The 22,070-nt window shown below is 45.2% G+C and carries 19 protein-coding genes and 1 pseudogene; 10 read left to right on the top strand and 10 right to left on the bottom strand.

The genetic code is table 11. The annotated features are described in order from the left end of the window. Positions 1-30: 30 nt before the first annotated feature. The 3 genes from QUE65_RS10015 (at position 31) to QUE65_RS10005 (ending at position 5,956) form a co-directional block, all read left to right on the top strand. The gene (locus QUE65_RS10015; protein ID WP_286280966.1) at positions 31-1,593 is read left to right on the top strand and encodes an efflux transporter outer membrane subunit; all 1,563 of its coding nucleotides are present in this window, start codon (positions 31-33) and stop codon (positions 1,591-1,593) included. Between the two features lie 167 nt (positions 1,594-1,760). Continuing rightward, the gene (locus tag QUE65_RS10010; protein WP_286282522.1) at positions 1,761-2,903 is read left to right on the top strand and encodes an efflux RND transporter periplasmic adaptor subunit; all 1,143 of its coding nucleotides are present in this window, start codon (positions 1,761-1,763) and stop codon (positions 2,901-2,903) included. Further along, positions 2,900-5,956, top strand: coding sequence for an efflux RND transporter permease subunit (locus tag QUE65_RS10005; RefSeq protein ID WP_286280964.1), 3,057 nt, complete (start codon positions 2,900-2,902; stop codon positions 5,954-5,956). The genes QUE65_RS10010 and QUE65_RS10005 overlap by 4 nt, the downstream gene beginning before the upstream one ends. Here QUE65_RS10005 and QUE65_RS10000 read toward each other — a convergent pair whose 3' ends face one another. Genes QUE65_RS10000 through QUE65_RS09990 form a run of 3 tightly spaced genes read right to left on the bottom strand, consistent with a single transcriptional unit; the run spans position 5,957 to position 7,391 of the window. After that, entirely contained in the window at positions 5,957-6,604 is a 648-nt protein-coding gene (locus QUE65_RS10000) for a glutathione S-transferase family protein (RefSeq protein ID WP_286280963.1), read from the bottom strand. Continuing rightward, positions 6,601-7,104: a flavin reductase family protein gene (locus QUE65_RS09995; protein ID WP_286280962.1), complete on the bottom strand. Its 504-nt coding sequence runs from the start codon at positions 7,102-7,104 to the stop codon at positions 6,601-6,603. The genes QUE65_RS10000 and QUE65_RS09995 overlap by 4 nt, the downstream gene beginning before the upstream one ends. Before the next feature lie 8 nt (positions 7,105-7,112). Further along, a complete protein-coding gene (locus QUE65_RS09990) occupies positions 7,113-7,391 on the bottom strand; it encodes a hypothetical protein (protein ID WP_286280960.1) in 279 nt (92 codons plus the stop codon). 89 nt (positions 7,392-7,480) lie between these two features. Here QUE65_RS09990 and acuI point away from each other — a divergent pair. Further along, positions 7,481-8,465: pseudogene (gene acuI / locus QUE65_RS09985) on the top strand (acrylyl-CoA reductase (NADPH)). Here acuI and QUE65_RS09980 read toward each other — a convergent pair. Together QUE65_RS09980 and aceK are read right to left on the bottom strand one after the other, a co-directional pair. Then, positions 8,455-8,652, bottom strand: coding sequence for a DUF1289 domain-containing protein (locus tag QUE65_RS09980; protein ID WP_215370545.1), 198 nt, complete (start codon positions 8,650-8,652; stop codon positions 8,455-8,457). The pseudogene acuI and the gene QUE65_RS09980 overlap by 11 nt on opposite strands. Then, positions 8,649-10,442: a bifunctional isocitrate dehydrogenase kinase/phosphatase gene (gene aceK, locus QUE65_RS09975; protein ID WP_286280959.1), complete on the bottom strand. Its 1,794-nt coding sequence runs from the start codon at positions 10,440-10,442 to the stop codon at positions 8,649-8,651. Before aceK ends, QUE65_RS09980 begins: the two co-directional genes overlap by 4 nt. A gap of 37 nt (positions 10,443-10,479) precedes the next feature. Here aceK and QUE65_RS09970 point away from each other — a divergent pair, with 37 nt between their 5' ends. Further along, a complete protein-coding gene (locus tag QUE65_RS09970; RefSeq protein ID WP_286280958.1) occupies positions 10,480-11,580 on the top strand; it encodes an MBL fold metallo-hydrolase in 1,101 nt (366 codons plus the stop codon). Here the strand turns inward: QUE65_RS09970 and QUE65_RS09965 are convergent. Beyond that, a complete protein-coding gene (locus tag QUE65_RS09965; protein WP_286280957.1) occupies positions 11,486-11,920 on the bottom strand; it encodes a PhaM family polyhydroxyalkanoate granule multifunctional regulatory protein in 435 nt (144 codons plus the stop codon). The genes QUE65_RS09970 and QUE65_RS09965 overlap by 95 nt on opposite strands. 78 nt (positions 11,921-11,998) lie before the next feature. On the opposite strand from QUE65_RS09965, the gene QUE65_RS09960 reads away from it, so the two are divergent. Both QUE65_RS09960 and metH read left to right on the top strand, forming a co-directional pair. Continuing rightward, positions 11,999-13,075 carry a homocysteine S-methyltransferase family protein gene (locus QUE65_RS09960; protein ID WP_286282521.1) on the top strand — a complete coding sequence of 359 codons (1,077 nt, stop codon included), beginning with the start codon at positions 11,999-12,001 and terminating at the stop codon, positions 13,073-13,075. After that, positions 13,072-15,816 (top strand): methionine synthase, encoded by a 2,745-nt coding sequence (metH, locus tag QUE65_RS09955; RefSeq protein WP_286280956.1) that lies wholly within the window; start codon positions 13,072-13,074, stop codon positions 15,814-15,816. Before QUE65_RS09960 ends, metH begins: the two co-directional genes overlap by 4 nt. Position 15,817: 1 nt before the next feature. Here the strand turns inward: metH and QUE65_RS09950 are convergent, their stop codons facing one another. Then, entirely contained in the window at positions 15,818-16,129 is a 312-nt protein-coding gene (locus QUE65_RS09950; RefSeq protein WP_286280955.1) for a DUF1840 domain-containing protein, read from the bottom strand. A 37-nt stretch (positions 16,130-16,166) separates the two neighbouring features. Between QUE65_RS09950 and argS the strand changes: the two genes are divergently transcribed. The 3 genes from argS (at position 16,167) to QUE65_RS09935 (ending at position 19,250) form a co-directional block, all read left to right on the top strand. Continuing rightward, on the top strand, positions 16,167-17,912 hold the full coding sequence (gene argS, locus QUE65_RS09945; RefSeq protein WP_286280954.1) for an arginine--tRNA ligase: 1,746 nt from the start codon (positions 16,167-16,169) through the stop codon (positions 17,910-17,912). Between the two features lie 61 nt (positions 17,913-17,973). Then, a complete protein-coding gene (locus tag QUE65_RS09940; RefSeq protein WP_215370528.1) occupies positions 17,974-18,606 on the top strand; it encodes an SPOR domain-containing protein in 633 nt (210 codons plus the stop codon). After that, entirely contained in the window at positions 18,603-19,250 is a 648-nt protein-coding gene (locus QUE65_RS09935; RefSeq protein WP_286280953.1) for a thiol:disulfide interchange protein DsbA/DsbL, read from the top strand. The genes QUE65_RS09940 and QUE65_RS09935 overlap by 4 nt, the downstream gene beginning before the upstream one ends. Positions 19,251-19,252: 2 nt before the next feature. On the opposite strand, the gene QUE65_RS09930 is transcribed toward QUE65_RS09935, so the two are convergent. The 3 genes from QUE65_RS09930 to QUE65_RS09920 are packed head-to-tail and all read right to left on the bottom strand — an operon-like array spanning position 19,253 to position 22,070. Then, positions 19,253-20,029 carry an SDR family NAD(P)-dependent oxidoreductase gene (locus QUE65_RS09930; RefSeq protein WP_286280952.1) on the bottom strand — a complete coding sequence of 259 codons (777 nt, stop codon included), beginning with the start codon at positions 20,027-20,029 and terminating at the stop codon, positions 19,253-19,255. 8 nt (positions 20,030-20,037) lie between these two features. Beyond that, positions 20,038-21,288 (bottom strand): SAM-dependent methyltransferase, encoded by a 1,251-nt coding sequence (locus tag QUE65_RS09925; RefSeq protein WP_286280950.1) that lies wholly within the window; start codon positions 21,286-21,288, stop codon positions 20,038-20,040. Further along, positions 21,285-22,070: a DUF1365 domain-containing protein gene (locus tag QUE65_RS09920; RefSeq protein ID WP_286280949.1), complete on the bottom strand. Its 786-nt coding sequence runs from the start codon at positions 22,068-22,070 to the stop codon at positions 21,285-21,287. Before QUE65_RS09920 ends, QUE65_RS09925 begins: the two co-directional genes overlap by 4 nt.

Genomic DNA, 22,070 nt, shown 5'->3' with positions numbered 1-22,070 from the left:
AAGCAGTCTCATTGTGGTCAAATAATGGATGTGAAGAGCCATTTTGATTCTCAATCTTCCCTCCATCATTCCATTTCACTAAATCCACTCAAGTACGGCTTTAGTCTTCTGGTTTGCCTTGGTTTAACGGCTTGCGCTGTAGGGCCAGATTTTAAAAAGCCTGATGCACCAAAAGTTGGTGTCTATACCGAAAAGCCAGTTTCTTCAGAATTGGCAACAGCCCCGAGTATCGGGGGGACCAAACAGACATTCGATCCCGCTGCTGACATTCCTGCAGAATGGTGGTCCTTGTATCGCTCCCCCGAATTAGATGCACTCATTAAGCAGGCTCTAAAACGGAACCCAACTTTAGCCTCGGCTGATGCGACCTTGCGTGCAGCTCAAGAAAATGCAAATGCTGCGTTTGGATCCCTTTTATTTCCAAGTATTGGTTTGGGAGCTTCAGCAACGCGACAACAAATTACGCCTTCGAGCTTTGGATTAAGTTCAGGAAACCCAAATATCTTCAATCTTTACAACACATCGGTTTCCGTGAATTACAACTTGGATGTGTTTGGTGGTGCTCGACGTGCAGTCCAGAGTGCTCAGGCCCAAGCAGAAATTTCTGGATTTCAACTTGAGAGCGCCTACCTAAGCTTGACAGCAAATATTGTTACAACCGCAATTCGAGAGGCAGCACTTCGTGCCCAATACCAATCCAATTTAGAGATCTATGAGGCCCAGAAAAATTTGGCCGATATTATTCGCAAGCAATTGGAAATTGGTACGGTATCTCGAGTTGATTTAACGTCTCAGGTTTCGCTTGCGGCTAGCTCTCAAATTGATTTATTAAATATTGATAAAAATCTTTCATTTACTCGTAATCAACTAGCAGTCTATGTGGGCGATTTTCCTGGTAATGCACAGCTAGCAAAGTTTGATTTAGCCAAACTCAATTTACCAGAACGCATTCCGCTTTCGATTCCATCAGAGCTCGTTCGTCAGCGCCCAGATATTCGTGCAGCGGAGGCGTACATCAAGTCGACCAATGCACTTGTGGGCGTGGCAACCGCTAATCTTTTGCCGCAAATTACTTTGAGTGGTGCGATGGGATCGCAAGCCTTAACGACTGGGGCCTTATTTGGACCTAATGCTGCAATTTGGTCTGTGGCTGGCGGAGTATTTCAACCTTTATTCCAAGGTGGAGCATTGCTTGCACAGCGACGCAGCGCGCTTGCCACTTATGAATCCGCAGTGTATCAATATCAAGCCACTGTCCTCAATGCATTTCAAGAAGTAGCAAATGCCTTACAAGCGCTTGAAAGTGATGCCTTAGCTCTTAGAGCGGCCTCAGAAGCCGAAAGTAATGCCTTGGAGTATCTCAATTTATTAGAAGAACAATATAAGCTGGGTACTGGAAGTTACCTTGCTGTATTAATTGCTCAGCGTCAATATCAGCAAACCAAATTTCGTTTGATTGATGTTCAAGCAAGTCGTTTTGCTAATACCGCCGCATTATTTGCTGCGCTTGGTGGCGGATGGTGGAATCGCAGCGGTCCAGCTTTTCAGGCGCAGGCCGGTGAGCAAGTGGGCTCGCCTAAACAAAGTCATTAAGAGATCGGCTCATGAATCAATTTCATCAATTCGTTGCTTGGATAAAAAACACGCTTTTTACAGAAAAAACGCTCAAGCTAATTTGGGCTAAATTTGCATGGATTGGGGCACGTTTGCGACCACGTGAGCGTTTTAAAAAGACCAAAGCATATGCTGCCCTCATGCAAATGCCCCCCTTAAAGCGTCGCATGGTTGTGATGCTATTCGGGGTATTTATCTTACTAGGCTTAATCTTTGCGTTTAACCAATTAAAAACATTTATGTTTAACCAGTTTATGGCTGGTATGGGTATTCCCCCCGCTTCGGTAACGACCATAGTGATTGAAAAGCAAGAATGGCAGCCTCGCATGAATAGTGTTGGTAACGTTCGTGCATTCCGAGGGGTTGATTTAAGCACCGAAGTTGGTGGACTAGTGGTGGAGGTTCCTGTTAAGTCTGGTATGGATGTTAAAGAGGGCTCATTACTGATTAAGCTCAATGACTCCGCAGACCTTGCTCAATTGAATTCTTTAAAAGCGATGGCCGATTTAGCCAAGGTCATTAATGAGCGAGACAAGGCGCAATTAGCTATTCAGGCGATTAGTAAGAACGTGTATGACACTAGTACTGCCGACATGAAGGCCAAACAAGCGCAAGTGGATCAGCAAATTGCTTTGATCGCCAAAAAGAATCTTAAAGCCCCATTTAGTGGGCGAGTTGGAATTGTTACCATTAATCCTGGTCAATACATTAATCCAGGCGATAAGCTGCTAACGCTCCAAACTATTGACCCTATTTTTGTGGATTTCACTCTACCCCAAAGCTCAGCTGGAATCATCGCAGTTGGCCAAACGATTGAATTACAGACCGATGCGTTTAAAGAAGTGGCATTTCTGGGAAAGATTACGGCAGTTAGTCCTAAGGTGGAGCTCAATACACGCAATATTCAAATTGAAGCCCAAATTAGTAACCCAGATAAAAAGCTGTTGCCTGGTATGTTTGCAAACGTCAATATTAATTTAGGCGATAAGGTTGAATTATTGACTTTGCCCCAAACCGCCGTTACCTACAACCCATATGGTAGTACCGTATTTATTGCCAAGAAAACCAATCGCCTAGATAAGAAAAAGGTTCCAATTCTAGAGGCCCAGCAGGTATTTGTAACCACGGGAGCAACTCGAGGTGATCAGGTTGCGATTCTTAAAGGTTTGGAGCCTGGCATGACCGTTGTCACCAGCGGACAGTTGAAATTAAAGAATGGTACACCGTTAATTGTTAATAACAGCGTCTTGCCATCTAATTCACCAGATCCAAAACCACAAGAGCAATGAGCCAAGATTTTCAGCGCCATCAATGGACGGATTTGTTTATTCGTCGCCCAGTACTTGCAATCGTGGTGAGCTTGCTTATTTTGTTACTGGGCTTGAAAGCAGTTGGGTCATTGCCTGTCAATCAATATCCACAAACTCAAAATGCGGTGGTAACGATTACCACCACCTATTTTGGGGCGGATCCCGAGACGATTGCTGGGTTCATCACCCAACCTTTGGAGGGGGCCATTGCTCAAGCCCAAGGCATTGATTACTTATCTTCAATTAGCATTAGCGGTATTTCTACAATAACTGCCACCCTGCGCCTCAACTACGATGCGAACCAAGCGCTAACTCAAATTAATACGCAAATTAGTTCCGTGCGGAACCAATTGCCACCCCAGGCGCAACAACCCATTTTGACCGTGCAGGTCGGCCAAACCACTGCGGCAATGTATATGGGTTTTTACAGTGACGATATTGCCAATAATAGTATTACAGACTATCTATTACGCGTCGTTAAGCCTAAGTTGGATTCAATTAATGGCGTGCAGAATGCCGAAATCTTAGGTGGTCGTAAATTTGCCTTACGTGCGTGGCTTGATCGGGACCGAATGGCGGGACTTGGTGTTGCTCCAGATGATGTATACGCAGCCATGGCAGCAAATAATTATTTAGCCCCTGTAGGAAGCACGAAGGGTCAAATGGTTTCGGTCGATTTAGTTGCCAATACCGACCTTCACTCCTTAGATGAATTTCGTAAATTAATCATTAAACGCAATGGCGCAGACATTGTGTATCTAGACCAAGTTGCAACGGTTACTTTGGGATCTGAGGATTACAACAACAATGTCGCGTTTAATGGCAAGCAATCGGTCTTTATTGGTATTAAAGTTGCGCCCGATGCAAACTTATTAGATGTAGCTAAACGAGTTCGTGATGCATTTCCTGATATTCAGAAGCAATTACCAACTGGTTTAAATGCCAAGATTGTGTATGACTCAACTGATTTCATTAATACCTCCATTCAAGAAGTCGTCCAAACACTTCTAGAAGCATTAATTATTGTGACGGTTGTTATCTATCTCTTTTTAGGTAGTTATCGTGCAGTTGCGGTTCCGGTGTTGGCAATGCCATTGTCATTAATTGGCACATTTTTCATGATGCAAGTCCTTGGCTATTCCATCAATCTATTAACTCTACTGGCTTTGGTATTGGCAATTGGGTTGGTCGTGGATGATGCCATCATTGTGGTTGAAAACGTCGATCGCCATATGAAAGAGGGGAAGTCACCGCTAGAAGCGTCGTTGATCGCAGCACGTGAGCTCGGTAATCCCATTTTGGCAATGACGATTGTGCTGATTGCGGTTTACATTCCAATTGGTTTTCAAGGTGGATTAACGGGTGCCTTATTCACTGAGTTTGCATTTACCCTAGCAGGTGCTGTAGCCGTTTCGGGGGTAGTTGCCTTAACACTATCACCAATGATGTGCTCTCGACTCTTTTCGCAAGAGGAGGAGATGTCTTCGTTTGTGCAAAAGATTGATCGAGTATTTGAAGGCGTTCGACATTCATACCAAAACACATTACGAGACTTACTATCAACCTGGCAGGTCATCATCGTGATGGGAATTTTATTGTTCATTGGCGTTGTGTACCTTTATGCAACTGCACGTTCAGAACTTGCGCCTACAGAAGATCAGGGCATCGTTCTGGTTTCGGCCGTTGGTCCGCCGAATTCGACAGTGAATCAAATGCAAGGGTATGCTGATCAGGTTTTTCAGATTGCTAGTAAAGAGCCTGAATATAAGCAAATGTTTCAGATCACCAGTCCAAATTCAAGCTTTGGTGGTGTGATTATGAAAGACTGGGATGAGCGCAGCCGTAGTGCCAGCAAATTCCAGGAAGATCTGCAAAATAAATGGAATAGCATTGCAGGAACACGGATTGCTGCATTTCAATTCCCAGCCTTGCCAGGCGCCCAAGGCTTTCCAGTCCAAGTAGTCATTAATACGACAGAGCCTTATGCCAATCTAAATGAGGTATCGCAAGCAGTTCTTGATAAAGCAAGGCAAAGCGGCATGTTTTTCTTTGTTGATTCAGATTTAAAGATTGATAAGCCACAAGACGTCTTGCAAATTGATCGTGAGAAAGTAGCTGCTTTGGGAATGACTCAGCGCGATGTTGGTAATGCCTTATCCGCTGCCTTAGGAGGCGGCTTTGTTAATTATTTCTCAGTCGCAGGTCGCTCGTATCGAGTCATTCCTCAGGTGAAGCAAGCAGATCGCTTAAATCCGGATCAGATTTTGGACTACTTCATTAAAACGCCAACCGGCGCCATGATTCAGGTAAGAACGATTGCAACCATACAAAGTCGAGTCGTACCCCAATCCATTAATCGCTTTCAGCAGTTAAATTCAGCCACGATTAGTGGTGTAAGCACTCCATTTGTATCGCAAGAAGAGGTCTTGGATTTTCTGGAGCAAGCCATTAAAGAAGCTGCACCATCAGGCTATTCGATTGATTATGCAGGCCCATCGCGTCAGTTTAAGGCTGAGTCAGGGGGATTTTTAGTAACCATGATGTTTGCTGTATTGATTGTGTTTTTAGTTCTTGCCGCTCAGTTTGAGAGTTTCCGTGATCCCTTGGTTATTTTGGTCTCTGTGCCATTGGCATTATTTGGGGCATTAATCTTTATCAACCTTGGATTTACTACCTTAAACGTCTACACCCAAGTGGGATTAGTAACCTTAATGGGATTAATTAGTAAACACGGAATCCTGATGGTGGAGTTTGCTAACGAACTTCAAGAGGCAGGACGATCCAAGCTTGAGGCGATTATTGAGGCTAGCAGTGTTCGTTTGCGTCCAATTTTGATGACGACCGCCGCGATGGTATTAGGCGTTATTCCACTTGTAATTGCATCAGGAGCCGGGGCTGCTGGACGCCAATCGATGGGGATCGTTATTTTTACTGGCCTTGCAATTGGCACTCTATTTACTTTATTCGTGGTGCCGGCGATGTATCTTTACATTGGCGCCGATCATCAGCAAAAGAAATTTAAACAGGTTTAATTACGACTCAACCGCTTTGGTCAATTGGGTTGATTTACAAATTTGATCGTACCAACGGGCAATATGGTGTAACTCAGCACGCGGGCCAGTTTTATCGGGGTATTGATCGCTGAGCATGTACCAGCGTTTTACGCATAGCGTGAGAGCGATGTCGCCCAAATGAAAATTAGACCCTGAACAATACGATTGTTTGCTCAAGACGGCATCTAAAATTCCGAGTAATCCATTGGATTCTTGAAACGCCTTATGGATTGCCAAATAGTCTCGTTCAGCCTCGGGAACACGAGTTAAGCCTAGGAACGGAATTCGTAGTGCTGGCCACAAGGTCGACAATTGCCAATCGAGCCATTTATCGGAGGCTGCCATGGCTACTATATCTACCGAAAAGCGATTTCGATCGGCGTACTTATGAGCTAAGTAGCGCAGGATGGAATTTGACTCCCAAAGAACTAACTCTCCATCGCGCAAAGTTGGTACTAATCCATTCGGATTAAGCGCTAAAAATTCAGGGGTTTTATTAACCCCGAATTGCAGGCCCGCATCGATTCGTTCAAAATCGCGGCCTTCATGAAGACCTAACTCTGCAAGTATCCACAATACTTTTTGAACATTAATGGATGATTTTCTGCCCCAAAGCGTCATCATCATAGACTCCCTGCTGGATCAAATGCAAGTTGCGTAAATTGACTATGCGCAAACAGTAATGGCTGTAGCTCTGGATCGTATTCAATCGCCAAAACGCGAGCTACGATAATTTGATGATCGCCACCTTCATGAACTGCAACGGTTTCACATTCGTAGTAGGCGGCACAGTTTGCCAGTCGATATAAGCCACTGCTGTTGATGCTGTGATTTAAATCAAAAATATCTTTCTTGATTTGTTTGGCAAAAATCAAAGCCAGATCTTTTTGACTAGCCTCAAGAACATGAATCAGTTGTCGCTGCCCAACGCTAAAGCAGCTTTTTAGATCCGACTGTTTGCCAATGCTCCATAAAATAAGTGGCGGCGATAGGGATACGGTATTAAACGAGCTTACCGTAATCCCGACTGGCTTCATATCAGAATGAAGCCCAGTAATTACCGTGACTCCTGTGGGAAAGCTAGAGAATGCCTGCCTTAGCTCGAGGGAAGAGAATTGAGTTTGCAATGAAAACTTTACTTAGAGGAATTAATTTTAGTAGTTGGAATGGGAATTAATGCTTCATTTTCATCGGCTCTGACGCATTTAAATCGATAATCCTTGCCCGCCTTCGAAATAAAACTAGCACCGATGTAAAAGTCATCTTTGCAGACTTTATTTGCAAAATCCATCACGCGCTGAGGATCGGCGCTTGAGTTAATTAGACGCATATTTCCAAGCGACATAGTCAGCTCAGTTGAAGCGCAAGCACTTAAAATAAGAGGGGTTGCAACAATTAATACAATACGTTTCATGAAAAGCCCCATAATCGATCCTGAACCAATAGGATAAACGGTTTTATAAAGTACACGCATTCAATTTTTAATCTATTTTGGAACCCGCCATGTTTAAAGCCATTTTAATTAATAAAGATGATCAAGGTTATCGCGCTCAATTAAGTGATGTTGATGAAAGCGCCTTACCAGATGGGGATGTCCGGGTTAAGGTCCATTACTCTACATTAAATTACAAAGATGGTTTGGCAATTACGGGCAAGGGGCCAATTGTTCGCCAATTTCCCATGATCCCGGGGATTGACCTAACTGGCGAGGTGATTGAAAGCAAAAGTCCTGAGTTTAAGATCGGCGATTTAGTGATATTGAATGGTTGGGGTGTGGGGGAGTCTCATTGGGGTGGGTTGGCTCAGTTGGCAAGCGTAAAGTCTGAATGGCTGATACCTTTACCTAAAGCCTTTACACCTAAACAATCCTTAGCAATTGGTACCAGCAGGTTATACCGCCATGCTGTGCATTATGGCGCTACAAAGACATGGACTTAAATCCTCAAATGGTGAGATTTTGGTAACTGGGGCAGCTGGCGGAGTAGGAAGTTTTGCAATTAGCCTAATGCATCAACTTGGTTTCACCGTTGTTGCTAGCAGCGGTCGTCCTGAAGAGGCTCCTTATTTAAAATCGCTTGGAGCAACTGAGGTGATCGATCGTGCCAGCCTTTCACAGCCTGGTAAGCCGCTAGCCAAAGAGCGCTGGGCTGGAGTGATTGATTCGGTGGGAAGCCATACCTTAGCCAATGCGTGCGCCGCAACCAAGGCGAATGGTGCAGTTGCCGCATGTGGTTTAGCACAGGGCATGGATTTTCCGGCGACGGTTGCCCCATTCATTTTGCGAGGCATCACACTTTACGGAATCAATAGCGTTACTCAACCAAAACAACAGCGCATTGAGGCTTGGGACCAGCTTGCATCCTTGTGTAAGCCTGACCAATTAATGACGATCGCCAAGGAAATTTCTCTTGGTGAGAGTATTCAGTGCGCCGAGAATCTGATCGAGGGCAAAGTTCGTGGTCGGGTTATTGTGGACGTTAATCGCTAGAGTTTGCAGTCGCTTGTCGTAAGGCAAGAGTTAACCACACTGCTTCTTTATCGGCTTCACTCAAATCAGACCAGCTTGCAATTTCGTCAATGCTGCGAAAGCATCCAAAGCAGTAGTTCGACTTTGGATTCATTTCGCACCAATTAATGCATGGTGAGCCAATACTGCCATCTAAGTTTCGAATCATCGGTAATTATCCGGGAAAATATTTCTTAATCGTAGTGACTGATCGTATTCAATGAAGTCAGGAATTTCACCTGCAAGTAATCGGTTCTTATAAGACTGCCACATTGTAGGTTGAAATAAATCAGCATGGTGTTTAAGCAAAAGATCACGGATTTGATCATTGCCAAGCAAAAATGTTTTATAAGTCTCTGGAAAAATGTCTTTAGGGCCGATGCGATACCAGGGCTCGCTTGCCATCTCATCATCTTCATTGCGTGGCGCAGGCACTTCTCGAATTTCACAATCCGTTAAGTATTCAATTTCATCGTAGTCATAAAAAGCAACTCGCCCATAGCGTGTAACACCAAAGTTTTTATACAGCAAATCGCCTGGAAAGATATTGGCTGCTATTAGATTTTTAATTGCCTCGCCATATTGAATCACCCCATCTTCAATTTCTGCAGGCGATCCCTCTTGAAGACGAATATTGAGCGGGGTCATACGTCGTTCGATATAAAGATGTTTAATCACCAATTCAGCATTGGGATAATTGCCACCGCTGAACTCAAGCAGTGATGCACAGTGTTCTTCAAGCTCGGCTAGTAATTCTGGGGTAAATCGATTTAATGGAAAGGCCACATTGGAAAATTCCAGAGAGTCAGCCATTCGTCCAACCCGATCATGCTGCTTAACCAATTGGTATTTCGCCATAATCTGATCGCGTGAGGTCTCTTTAGGCGGTGGAAAGTAATCCTTAATAAGCTTAAATACATAGGGGTAGCTTGGCAGGTCAAATACCAGCATGACTAAGCCTCGAATTCCAGGCGCAATCCGAAACTGATCAGTGGAATGCATTAGGTGATGCTGAAAGTCGCGGTAGAAGAGGTTCTTGCCATGTTTTTGCAGTCCAATCATGTTGTAGAGCTCGGCCCGAGGCTTATGCGGCAATAGACTGCGCATAAAAGTTACATAGGCTGATGGGACTTCCATATCAACTAGAAAATAACTATGGGTGAAGCTAAAAATAAGACGTAGATGAACCTCTGAAAGCAAAATGCCATCAATGACTAGCTCACCTTTAGAGTTATGCATCAGGGCCAACACCAATGGAGAAATCCTTTCCCCATTGATGATGCGTCCCATGATGTAAGCAGTTTTATTGCGAAAGAAAATTGTGCTTAGCGCATGAATTTGAAAATCCGTTGAGCTTGTGGTGCTCGAGAGAGACTCTTTGATTAGTTTAGTTGTTAAATCAAGATCACGATCTAAATTTTCAAAGGGATTTTTAAGATCAAAACTCGCAATTAAGCTTTTTAGAACAGATTGAAGGCCCTGAGTATCTCCAGGGTAGTACGCCCGGTACGATGGCTTTGAGGGCGCCTCATCATTTTCTAAATATTCGGTTGATATCGTGGGGCGGACAAAAATGAATTTGTTATTGAAATATTTGCTTGCAAGAATTCGTGTTGTAACCGAGTTAAAAAATGTTTCCGCTAACTCGGGTTGATGAAGATTGGATAGAAGTCCGATGTAATGCAATTTCACCTGTTGCCAAATTTCATCGGATAGGGCATGCGCATCAAACTCTTCTTCAAGATGGTGAGCTGTTTCAATTACCCGTTGGTCATAAAAGGTGATCCGATCACGTAATAGTTGGCGAATGCCATGCCAGTCTTGATTTTCAAAAGCTTCTTTGGCTAAGCGGCCAGCGTCTCTAAAAATGCTGTAATGGCGCATAAACCCCTGAAGAAGGGTTTGGGCCATATCAAAAGCGACTTGCGACGATAATAGTTTTGGAAACGGATTGTTCATACCAAGAGTGTATCTAGCAATTAATTAGGATTCAAAGATGACCCAGTCAGGACCTGCAGGTAATAATCATGCAATAAACCAATTGGTCTATCCATATGGGGAGACCCTAGTGGCACAGGGAGCTACGATGGAAGTTGCCTCCGGCGTGTATTGGATACGAATGCCGCTGCCATTTGCCCTCGATCACATTAATTTGTGGCTCTTGCGCGATGAATTGGATGGTCAGCCAGGCTGGACCATTGTGGATTGCGGGATTACCAATGACCAGACGAAGTCTTGCTGGGAATCCATCTTTGCCAATCATCTTCAAGGCCTTCCTGTTTTACGAGTATTGGTTACGCATATGCATCCGGACCATATTGGATTGGCCCATTATCTGTGTGAGCGTTGGAAGGTTGGGCTATGGATTTCCATGAGTGATTTTTTGATGGCTCAATGGTTAAGCAGCAAAGAAGGTGGCGCCGCCATTGGTTCAACCCCAGGTAATGGCGGAACGGCCGATCACTATGCGCGCCATGGCTTGCAGCATGCTGAAGATCTTGAGCGGATTCGAAGTCGTGCAGACTATTACAGCCGTTTAGTCCCTGAAGTACCTAAACGCTATCACCGCATCATGGATGCCGATCGAATTCAAATAGGTGAGCATGATTGGGTAGTAGAAATGGGGTATGGGCATGCACCTGAGCATGCCACGCTATATTGCGCATACCTAGGAATCTTTATCTCGGGCGATATGGTCTTGCCCCGTATCTCTACCAATGTCAGTGTCTATGATGCAGATCCCGATGCAAACCCATTAGATCTTTATTTACGATCAATCGATCGTTGGCGCTCATTACCTGCCGATACTTTCGTTTTGCCATCGCATGGCAAACCATTTCAGGGGTTACATCAGCGAATCGAGCAGTTGCATGAGCATCACCGCGCTCGGTTGAGTGAGACCGTGATGGCCTGTAAAGAGCCGCGAACTGCCTATGAGATTATTCCAGTTCTATTTCGACGACCGCTCGACAACCATCAGCTCAGTTTTGCGATGGGCGAGGCTATTGCTCACCTGAACTATCTGTGGCACCAGAGGATTTTGCAGCGCTCTTTGGGCGCGGACGGGATTTGGCGCTTTTGCGCTCTTTCGACTTAGATTCTGAGGAACCTTCGGTGCTCGATGGACTAGGAGGATTGGCCATCGCCTCGCTAAATGATTTGATCGCCATGAGGGTGGCACGCTGCACTTCAAGGGTCTGAATGGTTGACTTTAGAACATTGAGGTTCATGCTCAGCCAAGACTCAACGCTTTTGAGGTCTTTGATACGCTTATCCAATTCCTCAATATCAAAGGTTGGCATTGCGCCATTAAAGCCTGACATGCCCCCACTCATGTCTGGCATAAAAGAAGTTCCAGGAGCCCCAGCGCCATTCTGACCCCACATCGTTTTGAACATTTCTAGGCTCTGGTTAAAGTCGGGTATCGCACCAAACATATTCTCTCCTCGCGGGCTAAATAATCACATTATCGATAAAATGATGGGTCAATGAAGATTAATACGAGTTCTGCGCCAATGCAATCCCAGGAAAGTCCATCGAAGTCCATTTCGCCATATACCCGAGGCGCTACCCTGCCTGCTTTGTTAAAAGAGAGAATCTTAATTCTGGATGGGGCGATGGGAACCATGATCCAGCAGAAAAAGTTTACCGAAGAGGATTATCGGGGTTTAAAAACTACTTCGCGTTTTGCGAATCATCCAGTTGATCTCAAAGGAAATAATGAACTACTTGTGATTACTCAACCAGAGGCCATCTTGGATATTCATCGGCAATACCTTGAGGCAGGCGCTGACTTAATTGAGACGAACACCTTTGGTGCCACTTCAATTGCGCAAGAGGATTACAAAATGCCAGAACTAGCACACGAGATGAATGTGCAGGCAGCTAAGCTGGCAAGGCAGGCATGTGATCAATACTCAACATCGGATAAACCTCGTTTTGTGGCTGGCGCAATTGGTCCGACTCCCAAGACTGCGAGTATTTCGCCAGATGTGAATGATCCGGGTGCTCGAAATGTAAATTTTGATAGTTTGCGGGCTGCTTATCGCGAACAGGTTGAAGGCCTTTTTGAGGGTGGCGTCGACTTGCTGTTAGTGGAAACCATTTTTGATACGCTCAACGCCAAAGCCGCATTATTTGCCATTGATGAGTTTTTTGAGAAATCTGGTGAGCGATTACCGGTCATGATCTCGGGGACGGTCACCGATGCATCCGGCCGAATTCTTTCAGGGCAAACGGTCGAGGCATTTTGGAATAGTTTGCGCCATATTAAGCCCCTAACATTTGGCTTGAATTGTGCGCTTGGTGCTGCGCTAATGCGACCGTACATTGCTGAATTAGCACGGGTATGCGATACGGCGGTTTCCTGCTATCCAAATGCTGGCTTGCCAAATCCAATGAGCGATACGGGTTTTGATGAAACCCCCGAAGTGACCTCAGGGCTTGTTGATGAATTTGCTCGCGATGGATTAGTGAATCTAGTTGGTGGATGTTGTGGAACAACCCCAGACCATATCCGTCAAATTGCAAAGGCGATGACCAAGCGAAAGCCTAGACCTTTTCATAGCGACCGGGCTGAGGAAATGGCATGAGCAAAGCGATGATGCGGCCAATGCGCCTATCCGGACTTGAGCCTTGCAATATTTCTCCCCAGATTGGGTTTGTGAATATTGGTGAGCGGACTAATGTAACTGGTTCAAAAGCCTTCTCACGCATGATTTTAAATAATCAGTTTGATGAAGCACTAGCAGTTGCTCGGCAGCAGGTAGAGAATGGTGCGCAAATGATTGATATCAATATGGATGAAGCCATGTTGGATTCTGAGACAGCCATGGTGCGCTTTCTGAATCTGATTGCTTCAGAACCCGATATTGCTCGGGTTCCCATCATGATTGATTCATCGAAATGGACGGTCATCGAAGCCGGTCTGAAATGCATTCAGGGCAAGCCGATCGTTAATTCGATCTCTCTGAAAGAGGGTGAGGAGCAATTTAGGCAGCAGGCAAAGCTAATTAAACGCTACGGAGCGGCAACGGTCGTGATGGCATTTGATGAAAAAGGTCAGGCCGATACCTATCAACGAAAAATAGAAATTTGCCAACGCTCGTACAAGATTTTGGTTGAGGAATTATATTTTCCTCCCGAAGATATTATTTTTGATCCGAATATTTTTGCAATAGCTACCGGAATCGAAGAGCACGATAACTACGCTGTGGACTTTATCAATGCCACCCGCTGGATTAAAGAGTGCTTACCAGGAGCCAAAGTAAGCGGCGGTGTATCCAATGTGAGCTTCTCGTTTCGGGGCAATGATCGGGTTCGTGAAGCTATTCATACGGTCTTTTTATACCATGCCATCCAGGCAGGTATGGATATGGGAATTGTGAATGCCGGGCAACTTGGCGTATATGCTGACCTCGACCCTGAGTTACGGGAGCGTGTTGAGGATGTGGTCCTAAATCGTTTTAAAGAAAAAGAGGGGCAAACACCTACTGAGCGTTTATTAGCGATTGCCGATCAATACAAGGGCGGAGGCATTAAGCAAGAAGAGAACTTAGTGTGGCGCGAGGCTCCAGTACGCGAGCGCTTAACCCATGCACTTGTCCATGGCATTACTAATTTTATTGTTGACGATACTGAGGAGCTGCGTGCCGAAATAATGGGTTCAGGTGGGAGACCCATTGAGGTCATTGAGGGGCCGCTCATGGATGGTATGAATGTGGTCGGCGATTTGTTTGGTGCCGGCAAAATGTTTTTACCTCAGGTGGTGAAGAGTGCGCGGGTGATGAAGCAAGCCGTGGCTCATTTAATACCGTATATCGAAGAAGAAAAGAAGCAATTGGTTGCGGCTGGCGGAGAGAGTAAAGCCAAGGGCAAAATCGTGATTGCAACCGTTAAAGGCGACGTACACGATATCGGAAAGAATATTGTGACGGTGGTTTTGCAATGCAATAACTTCGAAGTGGTCAATATGGGGGTGATGGTTCCTTGCGATCAAATTTTGAAGAAGGCCAAGGAAGAAAACGCTGATATTGTTGGCCTGTCTGGATTAATTACGCCTTCGCTCGAAGAGATGACCTATGTTGCTCAAGAAATGCAACGGGATGCATACTTTAGGGATCGAAAAACCCCATTATTAATCGGAGGCGCAACGACTTCACGTGTTCACACAGCCGTTAAGATTGCTCCCCACTATGAAGGCCCAGTGGTTTACGTTCCGGATGCATCGCGATCAGTTTCAGTCGCAGCCAGTCTGCTATCCGACGAGGGAGCTAAAAAGTTTGTACAGGATTTATTGGCCGATTATGAGCGTATTCGTCATCAGCATGCGAATCGAAAGAGTACGCCGTTAATTAGCCTACAAGCTGCTCGGGCTAATTGTGAGCAAATTGATTGGGTGAATACTCAACCTAGCAAGCCAAAATTCATTGGTCGCCGGGTATTTAAAAACTATTCCTTAGCCGAGATTGCGAAGTTCATTGATTGGACTCCATTTTTTCAGACCTGGGATCTCGCAGGTAAATTCCCTGCAATTTTGGATGATGAAGTTGTTGGGGTTGAGGCTCGTCGGGTCTATCAGGATGCACAAGCCATGCTTGAAAAGCTCATTAAAGGCCAATGGCTTCAGGCTGATGCAATTATTGGTCTTTTCCCTGCTAACAGCGATGGAGATGATATTTTGTTATATGCCGATGAGGAGCGCTCACAACCATTTCTTGTGTGGCATAACTTAAGACAGCAAGCAGAGCGCCCGGTTGTCGATGGCGTGATGCGTCCTAATCGTTGTTTAGCAGACTATGTTGCAAGTAAAGGCAGTGGCGTTCAAGATTACGCAGGGTGTTTTGCTGTTACGACAGGTCATGGAGTTGATGAAAAAGTCGCCCAATTTATGGCTAAGCATGATGACTACAGTGCCATCATGCTTAAAGCCCTAGCAGATCGTTTAGCTGAGGCATTTGCTGAACTGATGCATTGGCGGGTGCGAACCGATCTTTGGGGATATGTCGCGAATGAAGAATTAACCCCAGAGGACTTAATCGATGAAAAATATCAAGGTATTCGTCCGGCTCCTGGCTATCCAGCTTGCCCCCAGCATGATGTAAAGCAAGCGATGTTTGCTGCTCTGAAGGCCGATGAAATTGGTATGAGTCTGACAGAGTCATTGGCCATGAATCCTGCATCGAGTGTTAGCGGTTTTTATTTGGCTCACCCAAATGCCCAATACTTTAATGTTGGGAAGATCGGAGTGGATCAGGCAGAAGACTTAGCCAAGCGAAGCGGTCAATCGTTTGATCAAATTAAGCGATCGTTAGCAAGCTCTTTAGATTGGTGATTCAGGTACCCCAGATAACAGGTTCTTGGCTTTCCTGAGCGCGACGTAAAAGCTCAAGAAATGGATAAGCTCTTCTTCCCAAAGGGCTAAGACCAGCCGATTGATCGTCATCATCGCTAGCGCTTGAACTCGTTGCACTATTTTGTTCAGCATTAATTGCCGCTTGCAGTCGTTCGATATATCCCGGAATCTGCTCTGGAAGAAAAATACCTTGATTCTCAAAAGGGCGACCAATCGCATTAAAGATGCGATGGGTCAGATCATCAAGCATGATGACAGGGGCTGCATTTTTGGTCTGAAATTGATGAATCATATGTTTAGCTTACCATCACTGATAAACTTTCACTTCTATGTTGTCTAGTCAAAAAACTCAGCTCACACAATCCATTACCAATGCTCTCAACGCCCTAGCTCAAGAGCGTGGACTTTTGGCTGGAGAATTTCCGATTCCGCATTTGGAGCGGCCAAAAGTTGCTGACCATGGTGATATTGCATGCAATATTGCATTGCAGATTGCAAAGGCTTGGAAGTCTAATCCGCGCGAGCTAGCACAAGCCATTCTTGATCACTTAAATCAAATTCCTGAATACGGTCAGTTGATTGCAAGTGCTGAAATTGCTGGGCCGGGATTCATTAATTTTCGTTTAAGTCTAGCGGCAAAATCGGCAGTGGTGGAGCTTATATTGCGTCAAGGTTCCCGTTTTGGCCGTCGGGATAGCACGGGGGCTCCAGACCCAAGCCTGCCAAAGCGGGCCATGATTGAATTTGTATCTGCTAATCCCACAGGACCCTTGCATGTCGGGCACGGCCGTCAAGCTGCGCTCGGTGACGCATTAGCCAATCTTTTAGACAGTCAAAATACCGATGTTCATCGGGAGTTTTATTACAACGATGCCGGCGTTCAGATTCATAATCTGGCAGTATCCGTTCAGGCTCGCTTGCAGGGCTTGAATCCCAAAAGCGCTAATTGGCCTAAGGATGCTTATAACGGCGAATACATTGCTGAGATTGCTCAGTCCTATCAAAGTAGTGGTCACGATTTATCGGATTTGGAGCAAATCCGTCAATATTCAGTCGCCTATTTGCGTAAAGAACAAGACATTGACCTCAAGACCTTTGGTGTTCAATTCGACCAATTTTATTTGGAATCCTCTTTGTACACCGATGGAAGTGTTGAACAAATTATTAGTGATCTTCAAGCGGTTGATAAAACCTATGAGGCAGAGGGCGCTTTATGGCTAAAGACCACCCTAGATGGGGACGACAAAGATCGTGTGATGCGCAAGTCCGATAGTACGTATACCTATTTTGTGCCAGATGTTGCTTATCACATTAATAAATGGAGCCGCGGTTTTGAGAAAGTGATTAACGTCCAAGGCAGCGATCACCACGGCACCATTGCTCGAGTCCGTTCTGGAATTCAGGGGGTTGCACAAAAACGCGATTGGCCGATTCCGACAACCTATCCCGATTATGTGTTACATAAGATGGTGACTGTCATTCGCGATGGTGAGGAGGTCAAGCTCTCCAAACGCGTCGGCTCGTATGTGACTTTGCGGGATTTGGTCGAATGGTCTGGTGGCGTTCATGCGCAAATGAGCGATGCAGAACGCAATCTAGCCTTACAGCGTGGGCGCGATGCAGTCCGCTTTTTCTTAATCTCTCGCAAGGCGGATACCGAATTTGTATTCGATGTAAATCTAGCGTTGCAGCAAAATGATGAGAATCCCGTCTTTTATGTGCAATATGCCCATGCACGAATTTGTTCCATTCTCCAGCAATGGGGTGGCGAGCCCAGCGCCCTAGAGAATGCAAATTTAAGTTTGCTAGATAGCAAAGCAGCCGATCACTTATTGCGGCGATTATCGGAGTATCCAGAGGTACTAGCCAATGCCGCCCATGACTTGGCTCCGCATGCGGTCGCCTTCTATCTGCGTGAGCTCGCAGGGGATTTCCATGCTTTCTACAACGCGGATCGCGTCTTGGTGGACAATGAGCAACTCAAATTAGCGCGGTTAGCGTTGCTAGCTGCTACACGGCAAGTCTTGGAAAATGGCCTAAAAATTTTAGGGGTTAGTGCCCCGAAAAAGATGTAATTACTCAGATGTAATTACTCTCTAAAGCTCGTATTTTTGAGCAGCGGTTAAGATAGAGGGCATGGCTGACTTTAAATCATCTAGAACACCAGAAAAGCAATCTGCAAGCTATCTTCTAGGCTCCTCCGAGTCTGGCGGAATGATTATGGGTGTTCTAATTGGCGTTTTTGTTGGGGTTGGATTAGCGCTGATTGTGGCCTGGTATTTAATGAAATCTCAGCCACAAGAAAAGCCTGGTGTTCGGGCTCCAAATGCCCCAGCATTTATGAAGCCAATGCCGCCAAAATCGGACAAAGAGACCGAGGAAGAAACTACCATAGCACCGCCTCAGCTTGATCTGAATAAGTCTCTACAAACCAAAGTTCCAGGTATTGGTGGCGTCGATCCAGCGCGCGATCCGATTGCTGATATTGCAGCGGGCAAGACCCCAGAAACAAAGAACGAGGCAAAAGCTGACACTTTATTTTTTGTACAGACCGGAGTATTTAGCCAACGCGCAGAAGCAGATGCCCAAAAAGCAAATTTAGCGATGCAGGGCATCCAAGCGCAATTGAGCGAGAGTGCCGTCGATGGCAATTCAGTTTGGCGGGTTCGAATCGGACCTTTCGGTAGTATTGAAGATACGACCTCAGTGCGCAGTAAATTAACTATTCTTGGAATTAAACCAACCGTTATTCGTGTGAATCGATCATGAAAGCTGTATTCAAAACTTTTGTTCTAATCCTGACTCTGTTTGGTCTTCAATCACTGGCATTCGCCCAAGCCCCCATTAAGGTTGAAGAGGGCTTTGATTACCGCGTTTTACCGATCGCTCAGCCAATCGATGTAAAAGGCAAGGTTGAGGTTATTGAATTCTTTTGGTATGGTTGCCCACATTGCTTTGAGTTTGAGCCTGATCTAAAGGCTTGGTTAAAGCGCCAGAATAAAGATGTGGTTTTCAAAAAAGTACCAATTGCTTTTCGTGACGAATTAATGCCTCATAGCCTGTTGTTTTATGCCCTTGAGTCATTGGGAAAGGGCGAGGCACTTAATGACAAGGTGATGTATGCAATGCATCGCGAGAACAAGCGACTTCTTAATGAAAATGATATTGCTGACTGGGTGGCAGCACAGGGCGTTGATCGCAATGCATTCTTAGCGGCCTATCGTTCGTTTGCTGTTCTCTCAAAAGCACGTGCAGCAAATCAGTTGGGTAACTCCTACCGCATTGATGGCGTGCCAACGGTTGCAATCCAGGGTAAATACATTACATCGCCATCGATTGCTGGTTCGCGCGCCAAGTCGATTCAGGTCATGGATTTTTTAGTAAATAAAGTTCGTAAAGACGGCTACAAATAAATTTAGATCTTCACAAACTTGCGTAATATCCAAAAATAGATTGGGTAGGGCAAAAGGCGTAAGAACTTTAAAAAGCCTGAAAAGCGCTTCGGAAAATGAATATCAAATTCTCCACGCGCAATGCCATCTAAGATTTCATTGGCTGCGGTTGTCGCTGAGATCAAGGCTGGCATTTCAAAGTCATTTTGAGCAGTCGCTTCAGTTTCTACAAATCCGGGGGAGATCATATGAACCCCGATACCTTTTGGCTGCAGGTCATAAAACAAGGTTTCACAGAAATTAATCATTGCTGCCTTTGTCGGTCCATAAGCCAGCGCCTTCGGCAAACCGCTGTAGCCTGCAACACTACCAACGATTGCAATATGCCCGCTACTGCGATTGAGCATGGCCGGCAATACAGTAGCAACTGCACGCATCGGCCCTAAGATATTCGAATCCACCGTTTTTTGGGCATTAGCCATATTGAAAGTGTCTGCCCGCATCGGGATATAAATACCAGAAACAAAGAGAAGCAGATCAACACCGCCCCACTCTTTTTCTATCTTTTGATAAGCATCTTGAACATCAGCCTCACGCATGACATCAACGGGTAAGATTAAATGATCTTCTTTTGGGTAGCCTTGCGCGATTGCTTCGAGTCGATCAACGCGACGGCTTGACAATGCAACTCGCGCACCCTTTTGAAAAAGAGCCCTCACGCAAGCCTCACCGATACCACTTGATGCCCCAATCACCCATACACGTTGTTGCTTAAAGTTAGAAATCGCTGGCTGATTCATCGATTACCTTATTTAGGTTGGTGGCTAAGTGTAAATTGAACGACGTCAATATTTTGCTGTTTGAAGCCAGCTGCACAATACAGCAAATAAAAGTTCCATAGCCGGATGAAGGGCTCATCAAAACCAAGTTCTCGGATTTCAGGGAGTTTATGATTAAAGTGCTCATACCAGATGCAAAGGGTTTTGGCATAGTCATGACCAAATGCAAATTCACACTCGATCTGTAGACCCGCTTGCTGCGCATAGTGTTTAAAAGCTTCTCTAGAGGGTAGCATCCCACCTGGAAAAATATATTGCTGAATAAAGTCTGTACTTTTGCGATAGCGGTCAAACAAATTTTCTGCGATCACGATTGTTTGGATGCATGCTTTACCATTTTTCTTAAGACAGCGAGAAATTGTCTCAAAATACATTGGCCAATATTGCTCACCAACGGCCTCAAACATTTCAATAGAAGCAATCCCATCAAATTGATCCTTACAATCTCGATAGTCTTGCAGTCGTACTTCATGACGATTGGGCCATTGGTGATTCAAACGATCAATCGCAAATGACTGCTGTTCAGTTGACAAGGTAAGACCGGTGACCTGGTGACCGACAAGCGCGGCTTCCTCCATAAATCCACCCCAACCACAACCAATCTCAAGAACCTTGCTATTTGGTTGAAGTGCTAGAGACTTCAGGATGTTTTGATATTTTGCCCGTTGCGCAAGCTCTAAACTGGTATTGGGATCGGCCTGAAACCAAGCGCTTGAGTAGGTCATGCTTGGATCAAGCCATAAGCGATAAAAAGCATTTCCCAAGTCGTAATGCGCATGAATATTTTTTTTGCTACCCGTCTTATTGTTACGATTTAGAAAATGACGAAATCGATATACCAAGGATCCAAACCAATTGCCATAAATGGCGCGCTCAAGAATATTGCGATTTTTGACTGCTAAATCGAGCAGTTTCTCAAGATGAGGACTGTCCCAATCGCCGCGGATATACCCTTCAGCAAAACCGATATCACCGTGTCGCAAAATATCCTGAAATGCTGACCAGCGATGAAATCGAATCTCAGCATGCAAAGAATCGGATCGGGCTCCAAATTCACGTTGCTCACCATTGGGAAAGGTCATCACCAAGTAGCCAGCCGATAATTGCTTTAAAAGGCGTTCAATGGTCCTCGCTGCAAGAGTAAGTTTTCCATCCGCTGGCAATTTCTCCGTTTGCGAAGGTGATAATTTATGAAGCAGGGATTGTCCGGGCCGAATCATGAACTCACTTCAATTCTGGGAGGTGTTGGTTTTGAATGAAATGGTACCCCCTTTAGCCAAAGTTTGAGCGCTTGCCAATGAATGCGTGCTATGACCCCAAAGGTCATCATTGGGTAGCGAAGCTTTGCACGGTTTAAAGCAGAACGGGATAGGGGAAAATCTTGACCACTAATGCTGGTATAGATCAGTGGCTGATTGTCGGTGTACAGCTCAATACGACATACCGAATCAATTTTGCGTTGACTATCTTTGGAAAACAGAAAGCGAAACCGATACTCGCCAGAAACGTCACAAAATGGCGATACATGAAAAATCTTCTGACTAATAAGTGTCTCACCGGAATGTAACTCTGATCCATCTCTTTTATGAAGTAGGTAACAATGCCGCTCACCAAAGGTATTATTTACTTCGGCTAAGATCGCTCGTACAGCGCGATGTGCATCAGTGTAGATCCAAAAGCTGACTGGATTGAAAACGTAACCCAGTACTCTTGGAAATGTTTGCAACCAGATTTCACCTTCGGGGATTGAAATGCCCTCTTGGGTAAAAATAGATTCCGCCCATTCCAGGCTGTTTTCTGTGCCTTGACCATGATCATGGTCATAAAAAGAGTAAAAAGCCCAGCGGTTATCACCAACGCCGAATTGCTTGAGAAGATTGGGATTGCGATTGCGCTCTCGCATCGGGATCTTTAATGTGAAGACCCCATAACTGAAGCGATTGCTCACCGGTCTTAAGCGGCTGTGCTTGACTTGACTATAATTAATGAGTGGATTAACCAT

It is taken from the genome of Polynucleobacter sp. HIN8, from assembly GCF_030297615.1.
Classification (GTDB): domain Bacteria; phylum Pseudomonadota; class Gammaproteobacteria; order Burkholderiales; family Burkholderiaceae; genus Polynucleobacter.
The sequence above is the reverse complement of the archived record's forward strand: the minus strand, read 5'-3'. Positions and strand labels throughout refer to the sequence as shown.